Below are 18251 nucleotides of genomic sequence, written 5' to 3' on the forward strand. Positions count from 1 at the left end.
ATTTGAATTAAAAAGACGAGAAATAATTACTAATGAAAAAGGCTGCTTTTATGGCAGCCTTTTTCTGTATATTACATAATATTATTGCAATCTAAACATTACAGGTACCGTATACTTCACACGTACAGGTTTGTTTCTCTGCATACCAGGATTCCATTTAGGCATGGAATTAATCACACGAAGAGCTTCTTTATCCAGATATGGATCAACACTACGTGCGACCTTTGCATCTACGATACTACCATCTTTGTTTACAACAAACTGTACGATAACACGACCTTGTGTACCATTTTCCTGAGCAATTGTAGGATATTTGATATTCTTAGCCAAATATGACATCAAGGCAGCATTTCCGCCCGGGAATTCCGGCATTTTTTCTACAACATCGAAGATTTCCTGTTCTTCCGGTTCTTCTTCAACAACCTGTACAGGCACATATTTCACTTCAACTTTCTGACCGGTTTCCTCACTTGATGCTATAATTGTTTCTTCTACATCAGCATCATCATCTACAATATCCAAGATTTCAGCTGCCGCAGGTACTTCAGGTGGAGGTGGAACCTCAATTTTCTGTTCTTGTTCCGTAATAGGAACCATTTCCTCTTCAAACACTAGATCGGATAAAGCCTGACTTGTATCAATCTTTATGTCTCGCTCGGTCCATTCGAACGCCACGAACATAAAAGCTAATACAACCACGTATCCGATAAGCAACCATGTAGACTTTTTGCCTTCCAGGTCTGCTTTAGGTGATTTTTTAACTTCCATAAATTATAATATAAATATTAATAATACGTTCTTTTAATCAGATGTGTTTCTCAGTGCTTTTGAGTATCACGTGTTTTTCTGCCACAAATATAACGCAGATATTTGAGAAATAAAGTATATTTGAACAGTTTTTTCTGCCAAAATGTTAAAAAAGAATATATTCATAGTAGTATTACTCCTTTTTTGGGTCCGGATACAGGCTCAGGAAGATAATAGCGTGTTCCAATTCCTCAAGATCCCTTTTTCTTCTCATGCAGCAGCATTAGGAGGGGAAAATATATCAATTATAGAGGATGACCTTACAATGGCGGTCCATAATCCTGCTTTGTTGTCATGCGTAGCGGATAAAACACTTAACCTGAACTATATGTTATATATAGCCGGAGTCAACGCCGCCAGTGCTGCTTTCTCACGTGTTGCCGGAGAACGCTCAACATGGGCAGTTACAGCTCAGTTCGTGAATTATGGAACAATGAAAGAAACAACCAGTGAAAATGTAATAACAGGAACCTTTTCGGCTAAAGATATGGCATTTTCAGGAATCTACTCTTATGACTTGAGTGACTATTGGAGTGGTGGAGTAAAAGCAAATCTCATCTATTCTAATTACGAGAAATTTTCTTCATTTGCTATTGGAGTGGATTTGGGATTGAATTATTATCATCAGAACAGCGACTTTTCTTTTTCTCTTGTTGCCCGTAACTTAGGAGGACAAATTGTAGCTTTTGAAGATAAACATGAAAAGCTTCCGGTAGATGTGCAAGTAGGTATCACAAAGCGATTGTCACATGCACCTTTCCGAGTATCAGCAACTTTATACAATCTGACGGATTGGAAAAATTCCAACTTCTTTGATCACACCGTGTTAGGTATAGACTTTCTGCCAACAGATAATTTCTATATTTCATTAGGATACAATTTCCGTAGAAAAAACGAGATGAAAATAGCTGACTCCAGTCATTGGGCAGGTCTCACAGCCGGAGCCGGCATACAAATCAAACGCTTCAAATTAGGAGCTGCCTATGCAAAATATCACCTCAGCTCTTCTTCTTTATTATTCAATCTCTCAATGACATTATAGTACAATTACAAATAAAATGAAAAAAATCACCATAGCAATCGATGGCTTTTCCTCTTGTGGTAAAAGCACAATGGCCAAAGACCTGGCTCGTGAAATAGGGTATATTTATATAGACAGTGGAGCTATGTACCGTGCAGTCACTCTTTATAGTATAGAAAACGGTATCTTTAAAGGAGATACGATTAACACCGAAGAGCTTAAAAAACGAATGAACGACATCCACATTTCTTTCCAGATTGATCCGGAAACCGGCCGCCCAAATACTTACTTAAATGGTGTGAATGTAGAGAACAAAATTCGCACAATGGAGGTTTCTTCTAAGGTGAGTCCTATTAGCACACTTGACTTCGTACGTTCTGCTATGGTCCAACAGCAACAGGCCATGGGCAATGAAAAAGGAATTGTTATGGATGGACGTGACATCGGTACTACAGTATTCCCTAATGCCGAGTTGAAAATATTTGTTACAGCAACTCCTGAAATTCGTGCTCAAAGGCGTTACGATGAGCTAAAAGCGAAAGGACAAGAAGCCAACTTTGATGAAATATTAGAAAATGTAAAACAACGCGATTATATTGACCAGCATCGCGAAGTGAGTCCATTACGAAAGGCAGATGATGCGCTATTGCTGGATAATACAGAATTGACTATCCAGCAGCAGAAAGAATGGTTATTTAATCAATATAATCAAAAGGCAAAAGGGTAAGTTACGTATCATCTGACCTCATTAAGAGCAGAGAGTATTAAACAAATACATAGAATCATCTGAAAAAATCTGCAAACGTAAAACCAGGAATGATCAAAGTAGAAATAGATGAAGGTTCAGGTTTCTGTTTTGGAGTGGTAACCGCTATTCATAAGGCAGAAGAAGAACTGGCAAAAGGAGTTACCCTCTATTGCCTGGGTGATATTGTTCACAACAGCAAGGAGGTAGAACGGTTAAAAACAATGGGACTCATTACTATCAATCATGAAGAGTTCAAGCAACTACATAATGCCAAAGTATTACTTCGTGCTCATGGTGAACCTCCCGAAACATATACAATCGCCCGGGAAAATAATATTGAAATTATTGATGCTACCTGTCCGGTAGTACTCCGATTGCAAAAACGCATCAAGCAAGAATATCAGGAGAAAGATGCAGAAGAAAAACAAATTGTTATTTATGGTCAAAATGGACATGCCGAAGTTTTAGGATTAGTAGGTCAAACTACCGGAAAAGCAATTGTTATAGAAAAATTAGAAGAAGCTAAAGAGCTCGATTTCAGCAAAAGTATCCGTCTTTATTCGCAAACCACCAAATCGTTAGATGAATTCTGGGAAATAGTTGACTACATCAAAGATCACATTTCTCCTTCTGCTACATTTGAATACTATGATACCATTTGTCGTCAGGTAGCCAATCGCATGCCTAACCTACGTACGTTTGCTGCTTCACATGATCTTATCTTTTTTGTCAGTGGTAAAAAAAGTTCTAATGGGAAAATGTTATTCAGTGAATGTCTAAAGGTCAACCCTAATTCTCATTTAATAGATAATGCAGAAGAAATAGATGACTCTCTATTTCATGGAATTAGTTCTATTGGAGTATGCGGAGCTACTTCAACCCCCAAATGGCTGATGGAACAGATTTATACAGAAATCAAAGCACGTCTCGACAAAAAAATCATTTAACGTTATTTATTAATGCCACCGTCAGTTTGACACAAATGCAACTTATTTCCTAACACTTTTTGTTATCTTTGCAGCGTCAAATATAAAATAAGATTGTAATGGGAACAGTTAAGTGTGTAGGTATTTTAACCTCCGGAGGAGATGCTCCGGGAATGAATGCTGCAATTCGTGCAGTGACACGTGCAGCTATCTATAACGGACTGCAAGTTAAGGGTATATACAGAGGATATAGAGGTCTGGTAACAGGAGAAATCAGCGAATTCAAAAGTCAGAATGTTAGTAATATCATTCAACTGGGTGGCACTATATTAAAAACAGCACGTTGCAAGGAATTTACTACTCCTGAGGGACGTCAGCTCGCATACGATAATATGAAAAAAGAGGGAATCGATGCCCTTGTTATTATCGGTGGTGACGGTTCATTGACCGGTGCACGTATTTTTGCACAAGAGTTTGATGTACCTTGTATCGGACTACCCGGTACAATTGATAACGATTTGTATGGTACAGATACAACTATTGGATATGACACAGCATTGAATACAATTCTGGATGCAGTCGATAAAATACGCGATACAGCAACCTCACATGAGCGTCTTTTTTTCGTAGAAGTAATGGGACGTGACGCAGGTTTTCTTGCACTGAATGGTGCTATTGCTTCAGGAGCCGAAGCTGCTATTATTCCAGAATTTAGTACAGAGGTAGACCAATTGGAAGAGTTTATCAAAAGCGGTTTCCGGAAGTCTAAAAATAGTAGTATCGTATTAGTAGCCGAAAGTGAACTGACTGGTGGTGCCATGCACTACGCAGAGCGCGTAAAAAATGAATATCCGGAATACGATGTACGCGTAACCATATTAGGTCATTTGCAACGTGGTGGTAGCCCTACCGCTCACGATCGTATCATAGCGAGCAGAATGGGTGCTGCAGCAATCGATGCATTAATGGAAGATCAACGTAATGTAATGATTGGTATCGAACATGACGAGATCGTATATGTACCATTCAGTAAGGCCATAAAGAATGACAAACCAATTCAAAGAGAACTGGTGAACGTACTAAGAGAACTCTCTATTTAAAAGTTATAGAGTTATAGAGTTATAAAGTGGTAGAGTTATTGAATAGAGTGGTAAAGTTATAGGATTATAGAACAAAGAGGCATAGTGCCATTATTTTCCATTCAGATTTTAATGAGATTTGTAGTGTAAAATTTTGCAATCCTGCACCCTATTATCTTATAATCCCACCATTTTATAACTCTATAACTTCACCACCCTACCGTTCTATTTTTATCGTTTATTCAACGGAATATATTTACCAACATCCAGCACATTTTTATATGCAGGACGGATGATACGTTTACCTTCAAAGTTAAGTTCTTCATTGCGATGTGCACACCAGCCTACAATACGAGCCATTGCAAAAAGTGGAGTATAAATTTCTTGTGGCAAACCAATCATCTCATATACAAAACCGGAATAGAAATCAACATTACTTGATACAGTTTTACCATTATTTTTTATTTTGCCAAACATAGCAATTGCACGTTCTTCCAGTAATTCTAGAAAAGCAAACTCTTCTTCCTTTTTCTTCTCCTTTGCCAAATCCCGGGCGAGTTCTTTCAGCAATAAGGCACGTGGATCTGAAATAGTGTATACAGCATGCCCGATACCATAAATCAATCCGGTTTTATTATAGACTTCCTTATTCAGCATACGAGTAAAATAAGTATCTATTTCATCTACATCCTTCCAATCCTGGATATTTTCCTGAAGATGATGGAACATATCAACTACCTGAATATTAGCACCTCCGTGAAGCGGACCTTTTAAGGAACCGATACCAGCTGCGATAGACGAATAAGTATCTGTCCCGGTAGAAGAAGTGACACGTACTGTAAAAGTAGAGTTATTACCACCACCATGCTCTGCTTGTAGCATGAGTAAAAGATCAAGAGTACGGGCCTCCAGCTGGGTATAATCCTTCTTAAGCATGTAGAGGAAATTTTCGGCTATAGAGAGATTTTCCTGCGGATGACGAATATGAAGCGAACGACCAAAGGTGGCATGACGCAACATATTATAAGCATATGCAATAATAGTAGGAAACTTCGAAATCAGATCAATACTCTGTCTCATAAGATTATCCCGGGAGGTATCATCCGGATTGGGGTCAAAACGATACATTTCAAGAACACTACGAGCCAGAATGTTCATAATGTTATTACCCTCCAGCTCTATAATATTCATTTTCGTTTTCTGTTCCAATGGCATATTGTCATTCACCAATTCACGAAAAGAAGCTAATTCTTCCTTATCGGGCAAATGACCAGATAGCAACAGATAAGCTACCTCTTCAAATCCGTAACGTTTTTCTTTCATTGCAGCATGTGCCAAGTCTTCCAAATCGTATTGACGATAGAACAACTTACCGGGAATTGGCTTCAAACCACCACCCGGAATACGCTCATAACCAACTACATTACCAACCTTAGTCAATCCTACCAGTACACCAGTACCATCTTCATTACGCAAACCGCGCTTTACATCATATTTCGGAAACAAATCATTATCAATCCGGGTAGCATCCTTCATCTCCTCGGAGAGCTTATAAACTAAATATTCTTTCTTCATGGAATTATCTCTCTTTTAATCATTAATTTATATTTTCTATTCTTTCAATAATCTCCCGCGTAAAAGCAGAAGTAGACAGAGCTTTACCCCCCGGCATAAACCGAGCCAGATCAGCTGTTGCACGACCATCCTCAAAGCTATGTTCCAGTGCTCTTACTATCAGATCGGCAGCTTCCTGCCAACCAAAATACTCAAGCATCATCACAGCAGAAAGAACAAGCGAACAAGGATTCACAATATCCTTTCCGGCAATGTTAGGTGCAGTCCCGTGTGTTGCTTCAAAAATAGCATGCCCACTATCATAATTGATATTAGCACCAGGAGCTATACCAATACCGCCTACCATAGCTGCCAACTGATCAGAGATATAATCACCATTCAGATTGAGGGTGGCAACCACCGAATACTCTTCGGGCATTAACAAGGTATTTTGCAAAAAAGCATCTGCAATACAGTCTTTAACAATAAATCGTCCCTCTGCCAATGCATCACCAAATTCACGTTGTGCCAGTTCATACCCCCATTTTTTGAAACCACCTTCGGTAAATTTCATAATATTTCCTTTATGCACCAATGTCACAGAAGGTAAATGATGATCTAATGCATACTGACAAGCTGCCCTTACCAAACGTTCAGTACCTTCACGCGAAACCGGTTTTACACCAAAAGAAGACGTTTCCGGAAACCGTACTTTAGTTACTCCCATTTCATCACGTAAAAAATGATAAAATTTCTTCGCTTCAGGAGTGCCCGCTTCCCATTCTATTCCTGCATAAATATCTTCTGTATTTTCACGGAAGATATGCATATTTACCTTCTCTGGTGCTATGACAGGCGAATGTACGCCTATGAACCAGCGAACGGGACGAAGACATACATACAAATCAAGAGTTTGGCGCAAAGCTACGTTCAATGAGCGTATGCCACCGCCCACCGGTGTAGTCAAAGGCCCCTTGATACCTATCAGATACTCTTTAAATTTTTCCATGGTCTCATCAGGAAGCCATGAACCGGTAATATTATATGCACGTTCTCCAGCCAAAACTTCTACCCAGTCTATTTTACGCTTTTCACCGTAAGCTTCTTTCACGGCAGTGTCCACAATGCTTTGCATGGCAGGAGTAATCTCCTCGCCTACCCCATCCCCTGTTATGAAAGGAACTGTAGGGATATCGGGTACTAATAATGTACCATCTGCTTGCTTAGTAATTTTACTCATAATAAATAATGTGCCAATATGCCAATATTCAAAACATGTCAATTGGCTGGCGCGTGTTAATTGGTTAATTGGTTAATTCTTTAATCCATTATTATTCAAGGCAGAACCGGCACGAAACCAGTCTATCTGTTGTTCATTATAAGTATGTTGCACAGCAAAACGTTCTTTCGTTCCGTCTTCATGATGGACAATCACTTCAAGATCACATCCCGGAGCAAAATTCTGTAGACCTATTACAGAAATTAAATCATGTTCCTGTATCCGATTATAATCATCTTTATCCTTGAAAGTAATAGCAAGCATGCCCTGCTTTTTAAGATTTGTTTCATGGATACGGGCAAAACTCTTGGCAAGAATTACTTTCACATTGAGGAAACGAGGTTCCATAGCAGCATGTTCCCGGCTGGAACCTTCGCCATAGTTTTCTTCAGCAACCACAATCGAAGAAACTCCTTCAGATTTATACATCTTTGCCGTACCCGAAACTGGTCCATACGTATTTGTCAAACGATTCCAGACACTGTTCGTTTCACCATTAAAAGCATTCACAGCTCCCATCAACATATTGTCTGAGATGTTTTCCAGATGCCCCCGAAAACGCAACCAGGGACCTGCCATAGAGATATGGTCGGTAGTACACTTCCCCTGAGTCTTAATAAGGAGAGGCATATTCAGTAAATCATTTCCATCCCATGCAGGGAAAGGAGTCAATAATTGTAAACGCATTGAATGTGGATCCACTTTTATTTCAACTTGTGATCCTATCGGAGCAAGATAGCCGTCAGAAGCCGAAATGAAACCATGCACAGGCAATTCATCGCCTACCGGTTCATTAAGCTTTACTTTTTCACCATCATGAGTGAGTAAACGATCTCTCAACGGATTAAAGCAAAGATCACCGGCAATGGTCAATGCCATAACAATCTCAGGTGAAGCAACAAAAGCAAAGGTATTCGGATTTCCATCAGCACGCTTGGCAAAGTTACGATTGAAAGAAGTTACTATAGAATTCTTACGCATAGGGTCATCTGTATGTCTCTTCCACTGCCCGATACAAGGTCCACAAGCATTAGCCATAATTGTAGCACCAATTTGCTGAAAAAGAGTTATCATACCATCGCGTTCAGCAGTAGCGTAGATTTGTTCACTACCCGGATTTACAATTAGTGGTGAAGAGATAGCAACATCTTTCTCCAATGCCTGCCGGGCAACAGAAGCAGCGCGACTGATATCCTGATAAGAAGAATTTGTACATGAGCCAATAAGCCCCACCTCCATCTTACGAGGATATCCATTCAGCAATACTTTTTCTGCAAATTCCGAAATAGGAGTAGCAGCATCAGGAGTAAAAGGTCCGTTAATATAGGGTTCTAATTCAGATAGATCTATTTCAATTATACGATCATAAAACTTCTCAGGAAGTGCCATTACTTCATCATCCGGACGAAGATCGGCAGCTACAGTTTCAGCCAACATTACAACCTCTTCGCGGCCAGTAGCACGTAGATAAGCAGCCATACGCTCATCATAAGGAAATAGTGAAGTAGTAGCACCTACCTCCGCCCCCATATTACAAATAGTAGCTTTTCCTGTAGCAGAAATAGATTCCGTACCGGGGCCAAAATATTCAATAATGGCATTTGTTCCCCCTTTCACGGTCAATATACCTGCCAGTTTCAGAATAACGTCTTTCGGGGCAGTCCAACCATTAAGTTCACCCGTCAAACGAACTCCAATCAACTTAGGCATCTTAAGCTCCCATTCCATACCCGTCATCACATCTACTGCATCAGCACCTCCCACACCTATTGCAACCATACCTAACCCACCGGCATTAGGAGTATGAGAGTCCGTTCCCACCATCATACCGCCAGGAAAAGCATAATTCTCCAATACTACCTGATGGATAATGCCAGCTCCCGGTTTCCAAAAGCCAATGCCATAGCGGGAAGAAACGTCACGCAGAAAATCATACACTTCTTCGTTTGTCCTGGTGGCAATGGCAATGTCTTCGCGTGCACCTTTATAAGCTTGTATCAAATGATCACAATGTACAGTAGAAGGAACTGCAGCCTGTTCCTTTCCTGCATTCATAAACTGCAATAAAGCCATCTGCGCTGTAGCATCCTGCATTGCTACGCGGTCCGGACGGAAATTCACATAATCTTCCCCACGTTTATAATCTTTTAAAACAGCCTCATCAAAAAGATGAGTATACAAGATCTTTTCCGCCAACGTAAGCGGACGCTTCAATACTGCCCGCACATGCTCCATCTTCCCTTTATAAGCCGAATAGAAGCTCTTTATCATGTCTATATCATACACCATATGCATTAATATTTTTAAACTGTATATATAATATTAACGAACAAGAGACAGATAAGGTTTAACAAAATGAAATAAATATTCGAGACTGCAAAGAGAAGTGTTACCTTTGCGAAAAGATAAATTATAATCAGAATTATTTTCTCTGCTTAAAAAAAGAATCACGCTTTACAACATAGATTTGTTTTTTGAGCAATAGTGAATATTTTTTAGCAGACAGCATGGTTGAAAATAAAATAAATCCCGCATCTCCACTCCTTTCTCTCCAAAAGCAACAACTCCTGTTGCGTATGGAATATGAATGTGAGAAAGAAGAATTTAAGCGTCAGACAGAAACAATGGGAATCACCCGAAAGATAAAACGCGGGCTCTGCTGGTATCCTCTACTTGTTGGACGTAGTTATTATAATTCTTTAAACCAACTGGTAGCAGAAGTGATACGAACCGAAGATAAGGATATCGAGCATGCTTTTGAGTTCGGACGTCCTGTTTGTTTCTTTCAGCAGGAATATGATGGAAAAATCCATTATATGAATTTTACTGCAACAGTAAGTTATGCTGATGAAGAACGAATGGTAATCGCTCTACCCAATGCAGGTGCACTACTCGAAATACAAGGAACCGATCGGTTGGGGATACAACTTTATTTTGACGAGACCTCCTACCATACTATGTTTGAAGCATTGGAAGATGTAATCCGCGCCAAAAATAACCGATTGGCAGAACTGCGTGATACCCTCTTAGGAACTCTTCCTGTACATCAACGCGAGCTCTATCCTGTCCGTTTCCCATGGTTAAACTCTACTCAGGAGGAAGCTGTAAACAAGGTACTTTGTACTAAAGACGTAGCCATAGTCCATGGACCTCCCGGAACAGGAAAAACCACCACACTCGTTGAAGCTATTTACGAAACACTACATCGTGAAAATCAAGTACTCGTTTGCGCACAAAGTAACACTGCTGTAGACTGGATTTCAGAAAAGCTTGTAGACCGTGGTGTACCCGTACTTCGCATCGGCAATCCAACGCGTGTTAATGATAAGATGCTCTCGTTCACGTATGAACGCCGCTTTGAGAGTCATCCGGCCTATACCGAGTTATGGGGGATACGTAAATCTATCCGGGAAATGAACGGACGTATACGTAAAGGCAGTCATATCGAAAGAGAGAATATGCGCAACCGTATCAGCCACCTGCGTGATCGTGCCACAGAGTTGGAAATACTTATCAATGAAGATCTGTTTTCTTCAACCCGGGTGGTTGCATCTACTCTTGTCAGCAGTAACCACCGGATTCTTAATGGACGTCGTTTCAGTACACTGTTCATTGATGAAGCTGCACAAGCATTAGAAGCAGCATGCTGGATTGCTATCCGCAAAGCAGATCGTGTGATCTTTGCCGGTGATCATTGCCAGTTACCTCCTACAATCAAATGTATTGAAGCTGCCCGTGGTGGTTTGGATCACACATTGATGGAAAAAGTAGTAGCTAATAAGCCAATCTCCGTTTCTTTATTAAAGGTACAATACCGTATGAACGAGTCCATCATGCGTTTTCCTTCAGAATGGTTTTATAACAATCAGTTAGAATCTGCTCCTGAAATACGTCAACGCGGCATTCTTGATTTCGATACCCCTATGATCTGGATCGATACCTCAGAAATGGAATGCCACGAAGAGTTTGTTGGTGAAAGCTTCGGACGTATTAATAAACCGGAAGCAAACTTGTTACTACAAGAGCTGGAAAGTTATATTCAAAAAATAGGAGAAAACCGGGTATTAGACGAACATATTGATTTTGGGCTCATTTCTCCGTATAAAGCACAAGTACAATATTTACGAAACAAAATAAAAAATAGTAGTTTTTTCAGGCGCTTCCGGTCATTAATTACCGTTAATACAGTAGATGGCTTCCAAGGTCAGGAAAGAGATGTCATTTTTATCAGCCTCGTACGCGCCAACGAAAGCGGGCAGATTGGTTTCCTTAATGATTTACGAAGAATGAATGTTGCTATTACCCGGGCACGAATGAAATTAGTAATATTAGGAAATGCTACGACCCTGACTAAACATACTTTTTATCACAAATTAATGGAATATATCCAAAAAGAGACAGCTATACGCTTATAAACCATCCTACCTATAAAAACAACCGGGTGATATTATTCAAAGATAATACCACCCAGCTATCACATTAATGTGTATCTATTACTTGTACCAATCTTTATTAGTTGTACCATTCGACTTAGCCCAATCCGTAAAACGGGGATAAGACTTGTCTACTGATATTTTTTCTTCTGTACTGAATTTTTCAGCATCTGCCATATGGATAGCATATGGATAATTATTAGTAGAAACATAATAAACACCTTTTTCTACTTCAGAAAGATCAGCACCTGTATGGAATAATGTCATATCCGCTTTCTCCGTCGGTTTATGGTTTACCAGATGAACCTCAATGCGCCCCTTGTCCATATTCTTATGAATAAAAATAAACGGATTGTATGGAGCAACATCAAACTGGCTATGATCGACCGGTTTTTTGAAAGAATTCCTGACTTTATAAACAGAAGTATAAGTGTTATTCCCCGTTACTTCACTGGCATCATTAAACAATGATATAGTGGCCATACTTATATCCTTGTCAAGTCCCTGATTACTCCAGCCAGAAGCACCTTCTACAACTTCACATTCCACATTAGAACGTTCAGTATTCATCTGATAAGCAAATCCATTATGATAAAGTGCCCCTGCCCAAAGAGCAGTAAAAGTATCTTCTGTGGAAAGAACTTCATTCTTTGTGTTATAGTACATTACAGAGTTATACTTCAGAATCATATCATTCAAATCATAATCACCCTTATCAGGCCAGTTATCCTCAAAAGCCAGGATTCCTTTATAAGTTACACGATAGGCTATCGAGTTATCATCTTCCGGCTCTGAAGGTTTTACTTCAGGCAGTTCTGGGGTTACAATTGCTTCTATCGGATTAGACCATACATTGAACTGTACATCATTGTAATCCTCATCTGTCCAGTCTTCAAACGAAAGTACGATGAAGTCATTTATTCTAAAGGCTACAGTGTGTGTGCGTCCATCAGAGTTCAAACTGGTCGTGGAATAGAATTCTTTATATCTGGTAGCAACCGTACCTTTTCTGAAAGCATCATTATTGATAAACCAGCCAATTTTTGTTCCATTCGGAAAATCCGTTCCCTGATCTACTCCATTTCCGTCAATATAATGCAATTTTACGCATTCTCCCCCTTTAATACCAACACCTGTTTTTGTGTTAGGGAATACAACATACTTTTTGGCCTTTTTGATAGCTGCGTCCGAGTCTCCTTCTTTATAACAATAATATCCAAAAGCACTCGCGGCAGCACTTGTCCCTCCAATAAAACGTACTTTAACCTCTGATTTTCTTCCTTTCGGATCATTTAATACAAAATCAGCAGACTGACGATACTTAGAAGGACAAGTTCCTCCTTCCGGGATAGTCTTATTGATTGTACTTAATATAGACTCAGATAAACTGAGCTGCCCTTCACTGTCCAAATAATTTGGACGACCATTTACATCCCATGTCCCTAATATATTATAATTAGAAGGTACATTCTCAAATTCTCCACTGGCACGTGTCTGTGGAATAGCATCAGCCATTGTATCCCAATTGATGTCAGCATCAATCACCTCCCCCTTAAATGAAGCCTTATACAACATAGGTACCCCGATATAGGAGGTATAAATATAAACATCACTACCATGATCCGATGAAATCGTTTCCAAAGAACGGTATTCCCCCTTTTCATCTGTCATACGTTTAACTACGGGTTCAATATCCATACGTTTTACAACTTGCCCTTCAGCATCAGTAATAAACGGATTTTCAGTATAAACCTCAAAAAGAACTTTATATCCTTTAGGAACATCGTAATTCACATTCAACTGAATGGACTCAGTAGTAGCAAAATCAAAAGTATTGGGAGTGTCAGAATTAACGTCCCCAGGTTCAGAAAGGTCAGTATCATTATTAATACAACCTACAAGAATAGAAGTCATCAGCAAGCAAAATATTGCTCCTGAATACATAAAGGAGATACACTTCTTTACCATATTAGTTATTCGTTTTGTTTGTTTTCAGTTAATCGCCACAAATATACATATAAACTTGTAATATTTATCCATACCATATACTGTTTTTTTATACAGAAATCAAACCTTTAACTAATATCCGGTTTAGTACTCTATCATACAGCAAAATAAAAGGAGGAAAACTAACGTCCCCTCCTTTACAAAAGTTGTATATTTTATCCAGATTAGTTATTTTCCGGACGAAGTTTACGAACAACCGCACCAGCTTGCCACATTTCACTTTCACGTAATGCTTTCAGCTCAGCATCCAAACCTTCACGATAATCCGGTTTAGAGTTTGTATCAATAGAGCGTTGTGCTTCGTTACCACATTTTACTTCACTATACAGCTTTTCAAATACTGGTTTTGTAGCATCATGGAACGGCCCCATCCAGTCGAGAGCACCACGTTGAGCAGTAGTAGAGCAGTTTGCATACATCCAATCCATACCATTCTTTGCAAATAATGGCATCAACGACTGAGTCAATTCTTCAACAGTTTCGTTGAAAGCCTCAGAAGGAGTATGACCATTCTCACGCAACACTTCGTATTGAGCCAGCAACAATCCTTGAATAGCACCCATCAACGTACCACGTTCTCCTGTCAGGTCAGAGTAAACTTCACGTTTGAAGGTAGTTTCAAACAAATAACCAGAACCTACACCGATCCCCAGTGCAATCACTCTATCCCATGCTTTACCTGTCGCATCCTGGAAGATAGCAAAAGAAGAGTTCAACCCACGACCTTCGAGGAACATAGTACGAAGAGACGTACCCGACCCCTTCGGAGCTACAAGAATTACATCTACATCAGCAGGAGGAACAATGCCTGTACGTTCTTTGTAAGTAATACCGAAACCGTGAGAGAAGTAAAGTGCTTTACCCGGAGTCAGATTCTTCTTCACAGTAGGCCATACTTCGATTTGGGCTGCATCAGAGAGCAGGTATTGAATAATGGTTCCACGCTGGCATGCTTCGTCAATATCAAACAATGTCTCACCAGGTACCCAACCGTCAGCAACTGCTTTTTCCCAAGTTTTACCACCTTTACGCTGTCCTACGATTACATTAAAACCATTGTCGCGCAAATTTAACGACTGGCCAGGGCCCTGTACACCGTAACCGATAACAGCGATTGTTTCGTTTTTCAATACTTCACGAGCTTTCTCCAACGGAAATTCTTCACGGGTTACTACATTTTCAGTAACACCGCCAAAATTCATTTGTGCCATTTTTGTTTTCAGTTTTAAATGGTGGCATAGCCACCTGTTCATTATTTATAATCTAATTTTTTTCTATTCAAACAGTACTTTAGAACGACAAACGACCTCGTTTCCATTCTTTTTTACCTCTACATGATATTCATTTTCATTCACCTCTTCCTGAAAGAAAGAGAGTTCATCACCGTAATAACTTTCGGCAACATAAGCCATTTCAAAACGGCGAATATGCTTCGTCTTATACAATTCTATCGGAAACAAATCCAGAATATGCTCAATATAACGAATACTGTTTACATGCCCGTTAATATCGATATCACTATATTTAGCTGTAAGCGTAGCCGCAGGTTCTGTAACGGTCACCTTAATACGTGAAGGCTTTTCTATCGGACAAGGTTCATCACAAACATAATCCACAATACTTCCCCCATGTAGCGTAAGCAAGTCGGCCGGTTTACGGGTATTCAGATTTATCATAGCCCATACAGAACGGGCGTATCCGATTTTCTTTCCGTCTTTATTGATTATTGCAAAATTACGATCTGTAAAAAGGCGGTATACATTTTCTACCCATGTCTGAACACCAAATTCCTCATACTGATAAGGCATTTCATCCAATTCAATAGCTAAGCGGGAAAGCACCCAGGTATAATTATCCTCATTTAAAGTTGCGATTCCAAACCCACGGTCACTGGCATGAAAACCTGCACAGTTAAGCAAATGATTCCCCAGCACCCCCATTGTCAGACGCCCGTTAAAATCTACATGAAACGGCTCTGCTATGAATTTATAGCTTCCAATTTTATTATTCTCACTCATTTTCCTGCTGATTCTTACTTAGGTTATATCTTGCCTCCCGATCCGCCAGAAATTCATTTACCCGTTCAAAGCAGCTGGTAGTAATAGCTACACGTCCCGAACGTACAAATTGCAATACACAACCCAATGTACGTAATTCATCATAAAGAGCTGTGATATCTTCTCCCCGTCCATTCTTCTCAACAATAGCAAATACAGGGTTTACCTCCACAATACGTGCATTGTATTTTCTGATTATCCGGGAAGCATCCGGATTGGATTGAAATTCCGGAATAGATACTTTATACAAAGCAATCTCATGAAAATATATCTCATCATCAGTAAAATAATGTGCCTGCAGCACATCTATCTTCTTTTCAATCTGCTTGACTACCTTCTCTATTGTATCCTTATCCGTCCAAGCGGTAATCGTATACTTATGTACCCCTTTAATGGAAGAAGCAGAGACATTTAAACTCTCGATATTAATCTGACGGCGTGTAAATACAGCCGTTATCTGATTCAACAAACCGGCAATATTCTCCGAATGAACAATCAGTGTATATAATGTCTTATCACTCATAATCTTATTTAGTTAATTGAAAGTTGAAAATTGAAAGTTGAAAGTTTTTAATTAAAAGTGAGATTACGCTATCAGACTGCATAGCCATTTTCAACTTTCAATTTTCAACTAATTCAGCACTCCAACAGCATCTGATTCACCGAACCACCCGGAGGGGTCATTGGCAATACATTTCCCTCTTCAATCACACAAGCTTCCAGCAGATACGGTCCATCGGTTGCAATCATTTCTTCGATAGCCTCTGCCAGTTCTTCACGCGTCATTACCCGCCGGGATGGAATATCATAAGCGGAAGCAATTTTCATATAGTCCGGATTCAACATCGGCGTAAAAGAGTATTTACGGTTGAAAAACATCGCCTGCCATTGACGTACATTTCCCAAAAAGTTATTGTTCAATACGATAATCTTTACCGGTGCCTTCTGTTCCATGATAGTACCCAACTCCTGAATATTCATTTGAAGACCACCATCTCCCATAAAAACACAAACCGTACGGTCCGGACGTCCAAAGGTAGCACCAATAGCTGCCGGAAGGCCAAATCCCATCGTTCCCAATCCTCCGGAAGTAATAATACTACGATCTTTCGTATATTTAAAATACCGGGCAGACATCATTTGATTCTGGCCAACATCGGTTACAAGGATCGCTTCATTATTAGTAGCTTCGCTCACAGCACGTACCACTTCACCCATAGAGAGTGTGTCATTCATAGGATGAAGTTCCGGACGAATAACTTTTTCCTCTTCCATCCGTTCATAATCCGTGAAGCTTTCCAGCCATTCAGTGTGTGTATTGGGCTGAAGTAGTTCTGTTACTGCAACCAACGTTTCTTTGCAATCGCCTAACACAGCTACATCTGCATATACATTTTTATTAACTTCAGCCGGATCAATATCAAAATGAATCACTTTTGCCTGTTTGGCATAGGTAGCAAGATTACCTGTTACGCGGTCGTCAAAACGCATGCCCACGGCAATAAGCACATCGCATTTATTTGTATTAATATTAGGCCCCAAATTTCCATGCATCCCCAACATCCCTTTATTCAGAGGATGTTCAGTAGGTAAAGCAGACAATCCGAGCAACGTACATCCAGCAGGTATTCCAGCCTTTTCGATAAAAGTGCGCAATTCCTGTTGAGCATTTCCTAGCTCCACACCCTGCCCAACAAGCACCAACGGACGTTCTGCCTTATTAATCAAATCGGCAGCCATCTTCACAGATTCCGGATCGGTATCAGGTACAGGAACATAACTACGAATATAATCCAGTTTAGCAGGAGCATATTCAGCTTTTTCTACCTGTGCATTTTTTGCAAAGTCAAGAACAACAGGACCGGGACGTCCACTTTTTGCAATATAGAAAGCACGTGCCACAGCCCATGGGACATCCTCTGCACGACGAATCTGATAACTCCATTTGGTTATAGGTTGGGTAATACCAACAAGATCTACCTCCTGAAAAGCATCTGTCCCCAAAAATGCAGTTCCTACCTGACCAGCTATCACAACAACAGGAGTACTGTCAATCATGGCATCAGCAATACCTGTTATAGTATTAGTAGCACCAGGACCACTGGTTACCAGGCAGACCCCTACTTCACCCGACGAGCGTGCAAAACCCTGTGCTGCATGAGCAGCCCCCTGTTCGTGTCGAACCAAAATATGGTTCAATGTTTCTCTATGATCATACAGAGCGTCGAACACCGGCATAATAGAACCTCCCGGATAACCAAAAATGGTTTTCACTCCCTGATACTCAAGAGAACGCATCAATGCCTCTGAGCCTGATATTAGTTCTTTCATCTATATATT

14 protein-coding genes are annotated in these 18251 nt (G+C 40.0%); 5 read left to right on the plus strand and 9 right to left on the minus strand.

Annotated features, from left to right (window positions below; all coding sequences use genetic code 11):
• Window positions 1-81: 81 nt before the first annotated feature.
• The gene (locus VCM39_RS17300; protein WP_002559454.1) at window positions 82-768 is read right to left on the minus strand and encodes an energy transducer TonB; all 687 of its coding nucleotides are present in this window, start codon (window positions 766-768) and stop codon (window positions 82-84) included.
• A 142-nt stretch (window positions 769-910) separates the two neighbouring features.
• On the opposite strand from VCM39_RS17300, the gene porQ reads away from it, so the two are divergent.
• From porQ to pfkA, 4 genes are all read left to right on the plus strand, one after another.
• Window positions 911-1849 (plus strand): type IX secretion system protein PorQ, encoded by a 939-nt coding sequence (gene porQ / locus VCM39_RS17305; protein WP_221651370.1) that lies wholly within the window; start codon window positions 911-913, stop codon window positions 1847-1849.
• Between the two features lie 16 nt (window positions 1850-1865).
• Window positions 1866-2555: a (d)CMP kinase gene (gene cmk / locus VCM39_RS17310; protein WP_221651369.1), complete on the plus strand. Its 690-nt coding sequence runs from the start codon at window positions 1866-1868 to the stop codon at window positions 2553-2555.
• Between the two features lie 89 nt (window positions 2556-2644).
• Window positions 2645-3523: a 4-hydroxy-3-methylbut-2-enyl diphosphate reductase gene (locus tag VCM39_RS17315; protein ID WP_221651368.1), complete on the plus strand. Its 879-nt coding sequence runs from the start codon at window positions 2645-2647 to the stop codon at window positions 3521-3523.
• 98 nt (window positions 3524-3621) lie between these two features.
• Entirely contained in the window at window positions 3622-4602 is a 981-nt protein-coding gene (pfkA, locus tag VCM39_RS17320; RefSeq protein ID WP_278599036.1) for a 6-phosphofructokinase, read from the plus strand.
• Window positions 4603-4812: 210 nt separating this feature from the next.
• Here pfkA and VCM39_RS17325 read toward each other — a convergent pair whose 3' ends face one another.
• From VCM39_RS17325 to VCM39_RS17335, 3 genes are all read right to left on the minus strand, one after another.
• Window positions 4813-6156 carry a citrate/2-methylcitrate synthase gene (locus VCM39_RS17325; protein WP_289291636.1) on the minus strand — a complete coding sequence of 448 codons (1344 nt, stop codon included), beginning with the start codon at window positions 6154-6156 and terminating at the stop codon, window positions 4813-4815.
• 22 nt (window positions 6157-6178) lie between these two features.
• Window positions 6179-7375, minus strand: coding sequence for an NADP-dependent isocitrate dehydrogenase (icd, locus tag VCM39_RS17330; protein WP_221651367.1), 1197 nt, complete (start codon window positions 7373-7375; stop codon window positions 6179-6181).
• Between the two features lie 72 nt (window positions 7376-7447).
• Entirely contained in the window at window positions 7448-9703 is a 2256-nt protein-coding gene (locus tag VCM39_RS17335) for an aconitate hydratase (protein WP_323673973.1), read from the minus strand.
• A 218-nt stretch (window positions 9704-9921) separates the two neighbouring features.
• Here VCM39_RS17335 and VCM39_RS17340 point away from each other — a divergent pair, with 218 nt between their 5' ends.
• Window positions 9922-11829, plus strand: a complete 1908-nt coding sequence (locus tag VCM39_RS17340; protein ID WP_322932767.1) for an AAA domain-containing protein — start codon at window positions 9922-9924, stop codon at window positions 11827-11829.
• Between the two features lie 78 nt (window positions 11830-11907).
• Here the strand turns inward: VCM39_RS17340 and VCM39_RS17345 are convergent, their stop codons facing one another.
• From VCM39_RS17345 to ilvB, 5 genes are all read right to left on the minus strand, one after another.
• A complete protein-coding gene (locus tag VCM39_RS17345; protein ID WP_322932768.1) occupies window positions 11908-13815 on the minus strand; it encodes an LruC domain-containing protein in 1908 nt (635 codons plus the stop codon).
• A 203-nt stretch (window positions 13816-14018) separates the two neighbouring features.
• Window positions 14019-15065 carry a ketol-acid reductoisomerase gene (gene ilvC, locus VCM39_RS17350; RefSeq protein ID WP_002559445.1) on the minus strand — a complete coding sequence of 349 codons (1047 nt, stop codon included), beginning with the start codon at window positions 15063-15065 and terminating at the stop codon, window positions 14019-14021.
• Between the two features lie 63 nt (window positions 15066-15128).
• Window positions 15129-15872: an acyl-[acyl-carrier-protein] thioesterase gene (locus tag VCM39_RS17355; RefSeq protein WP_221651363.1), complete on the minus strand. Its 744-nt coding sequence runs from the start codon at window positions 15870-15872 to the stop codon at window positions 15129-15131.
• Window positions 15865-16434: an acetolactate synthase small subunit gene (gene ilvN, locus VCM39_RS17360; protein ID WP_221651362.1), complete on the minus strand. Its 570-nt coding sequence runs from the start codon at window positions 16432-16434 to the stop codon at window positions 15865-15867. Before ilvN ends, VCM39_RS17355 begins: the two co-directional genes overlap by 8 nt.
• Window positions 16435-16547: 113 nt before the next feature.
• Window positions 16548-18242, minus strand: coding sequence for a biosynthetic-type acetolactate synthase large subunit (gene ilvB / locus VCM39_RS17365; RefSeq protein WP_221651361.1), 1695 nt, complete (start codon window positions 18240-18242; stop codon window positions 16548-16550).
• Window positions 18243-18251: the final 9 nt, after the last annotated feature.

Source organism: Bacteroides mucinivorans, assembly GCF_034654355.2.
Classification (GTDB): Bacteria; Bacteroidota; Bacteroidia; order Bacteroidales; family Bacteroidaceae; genus Bacteroides; species Bacteroides nordii.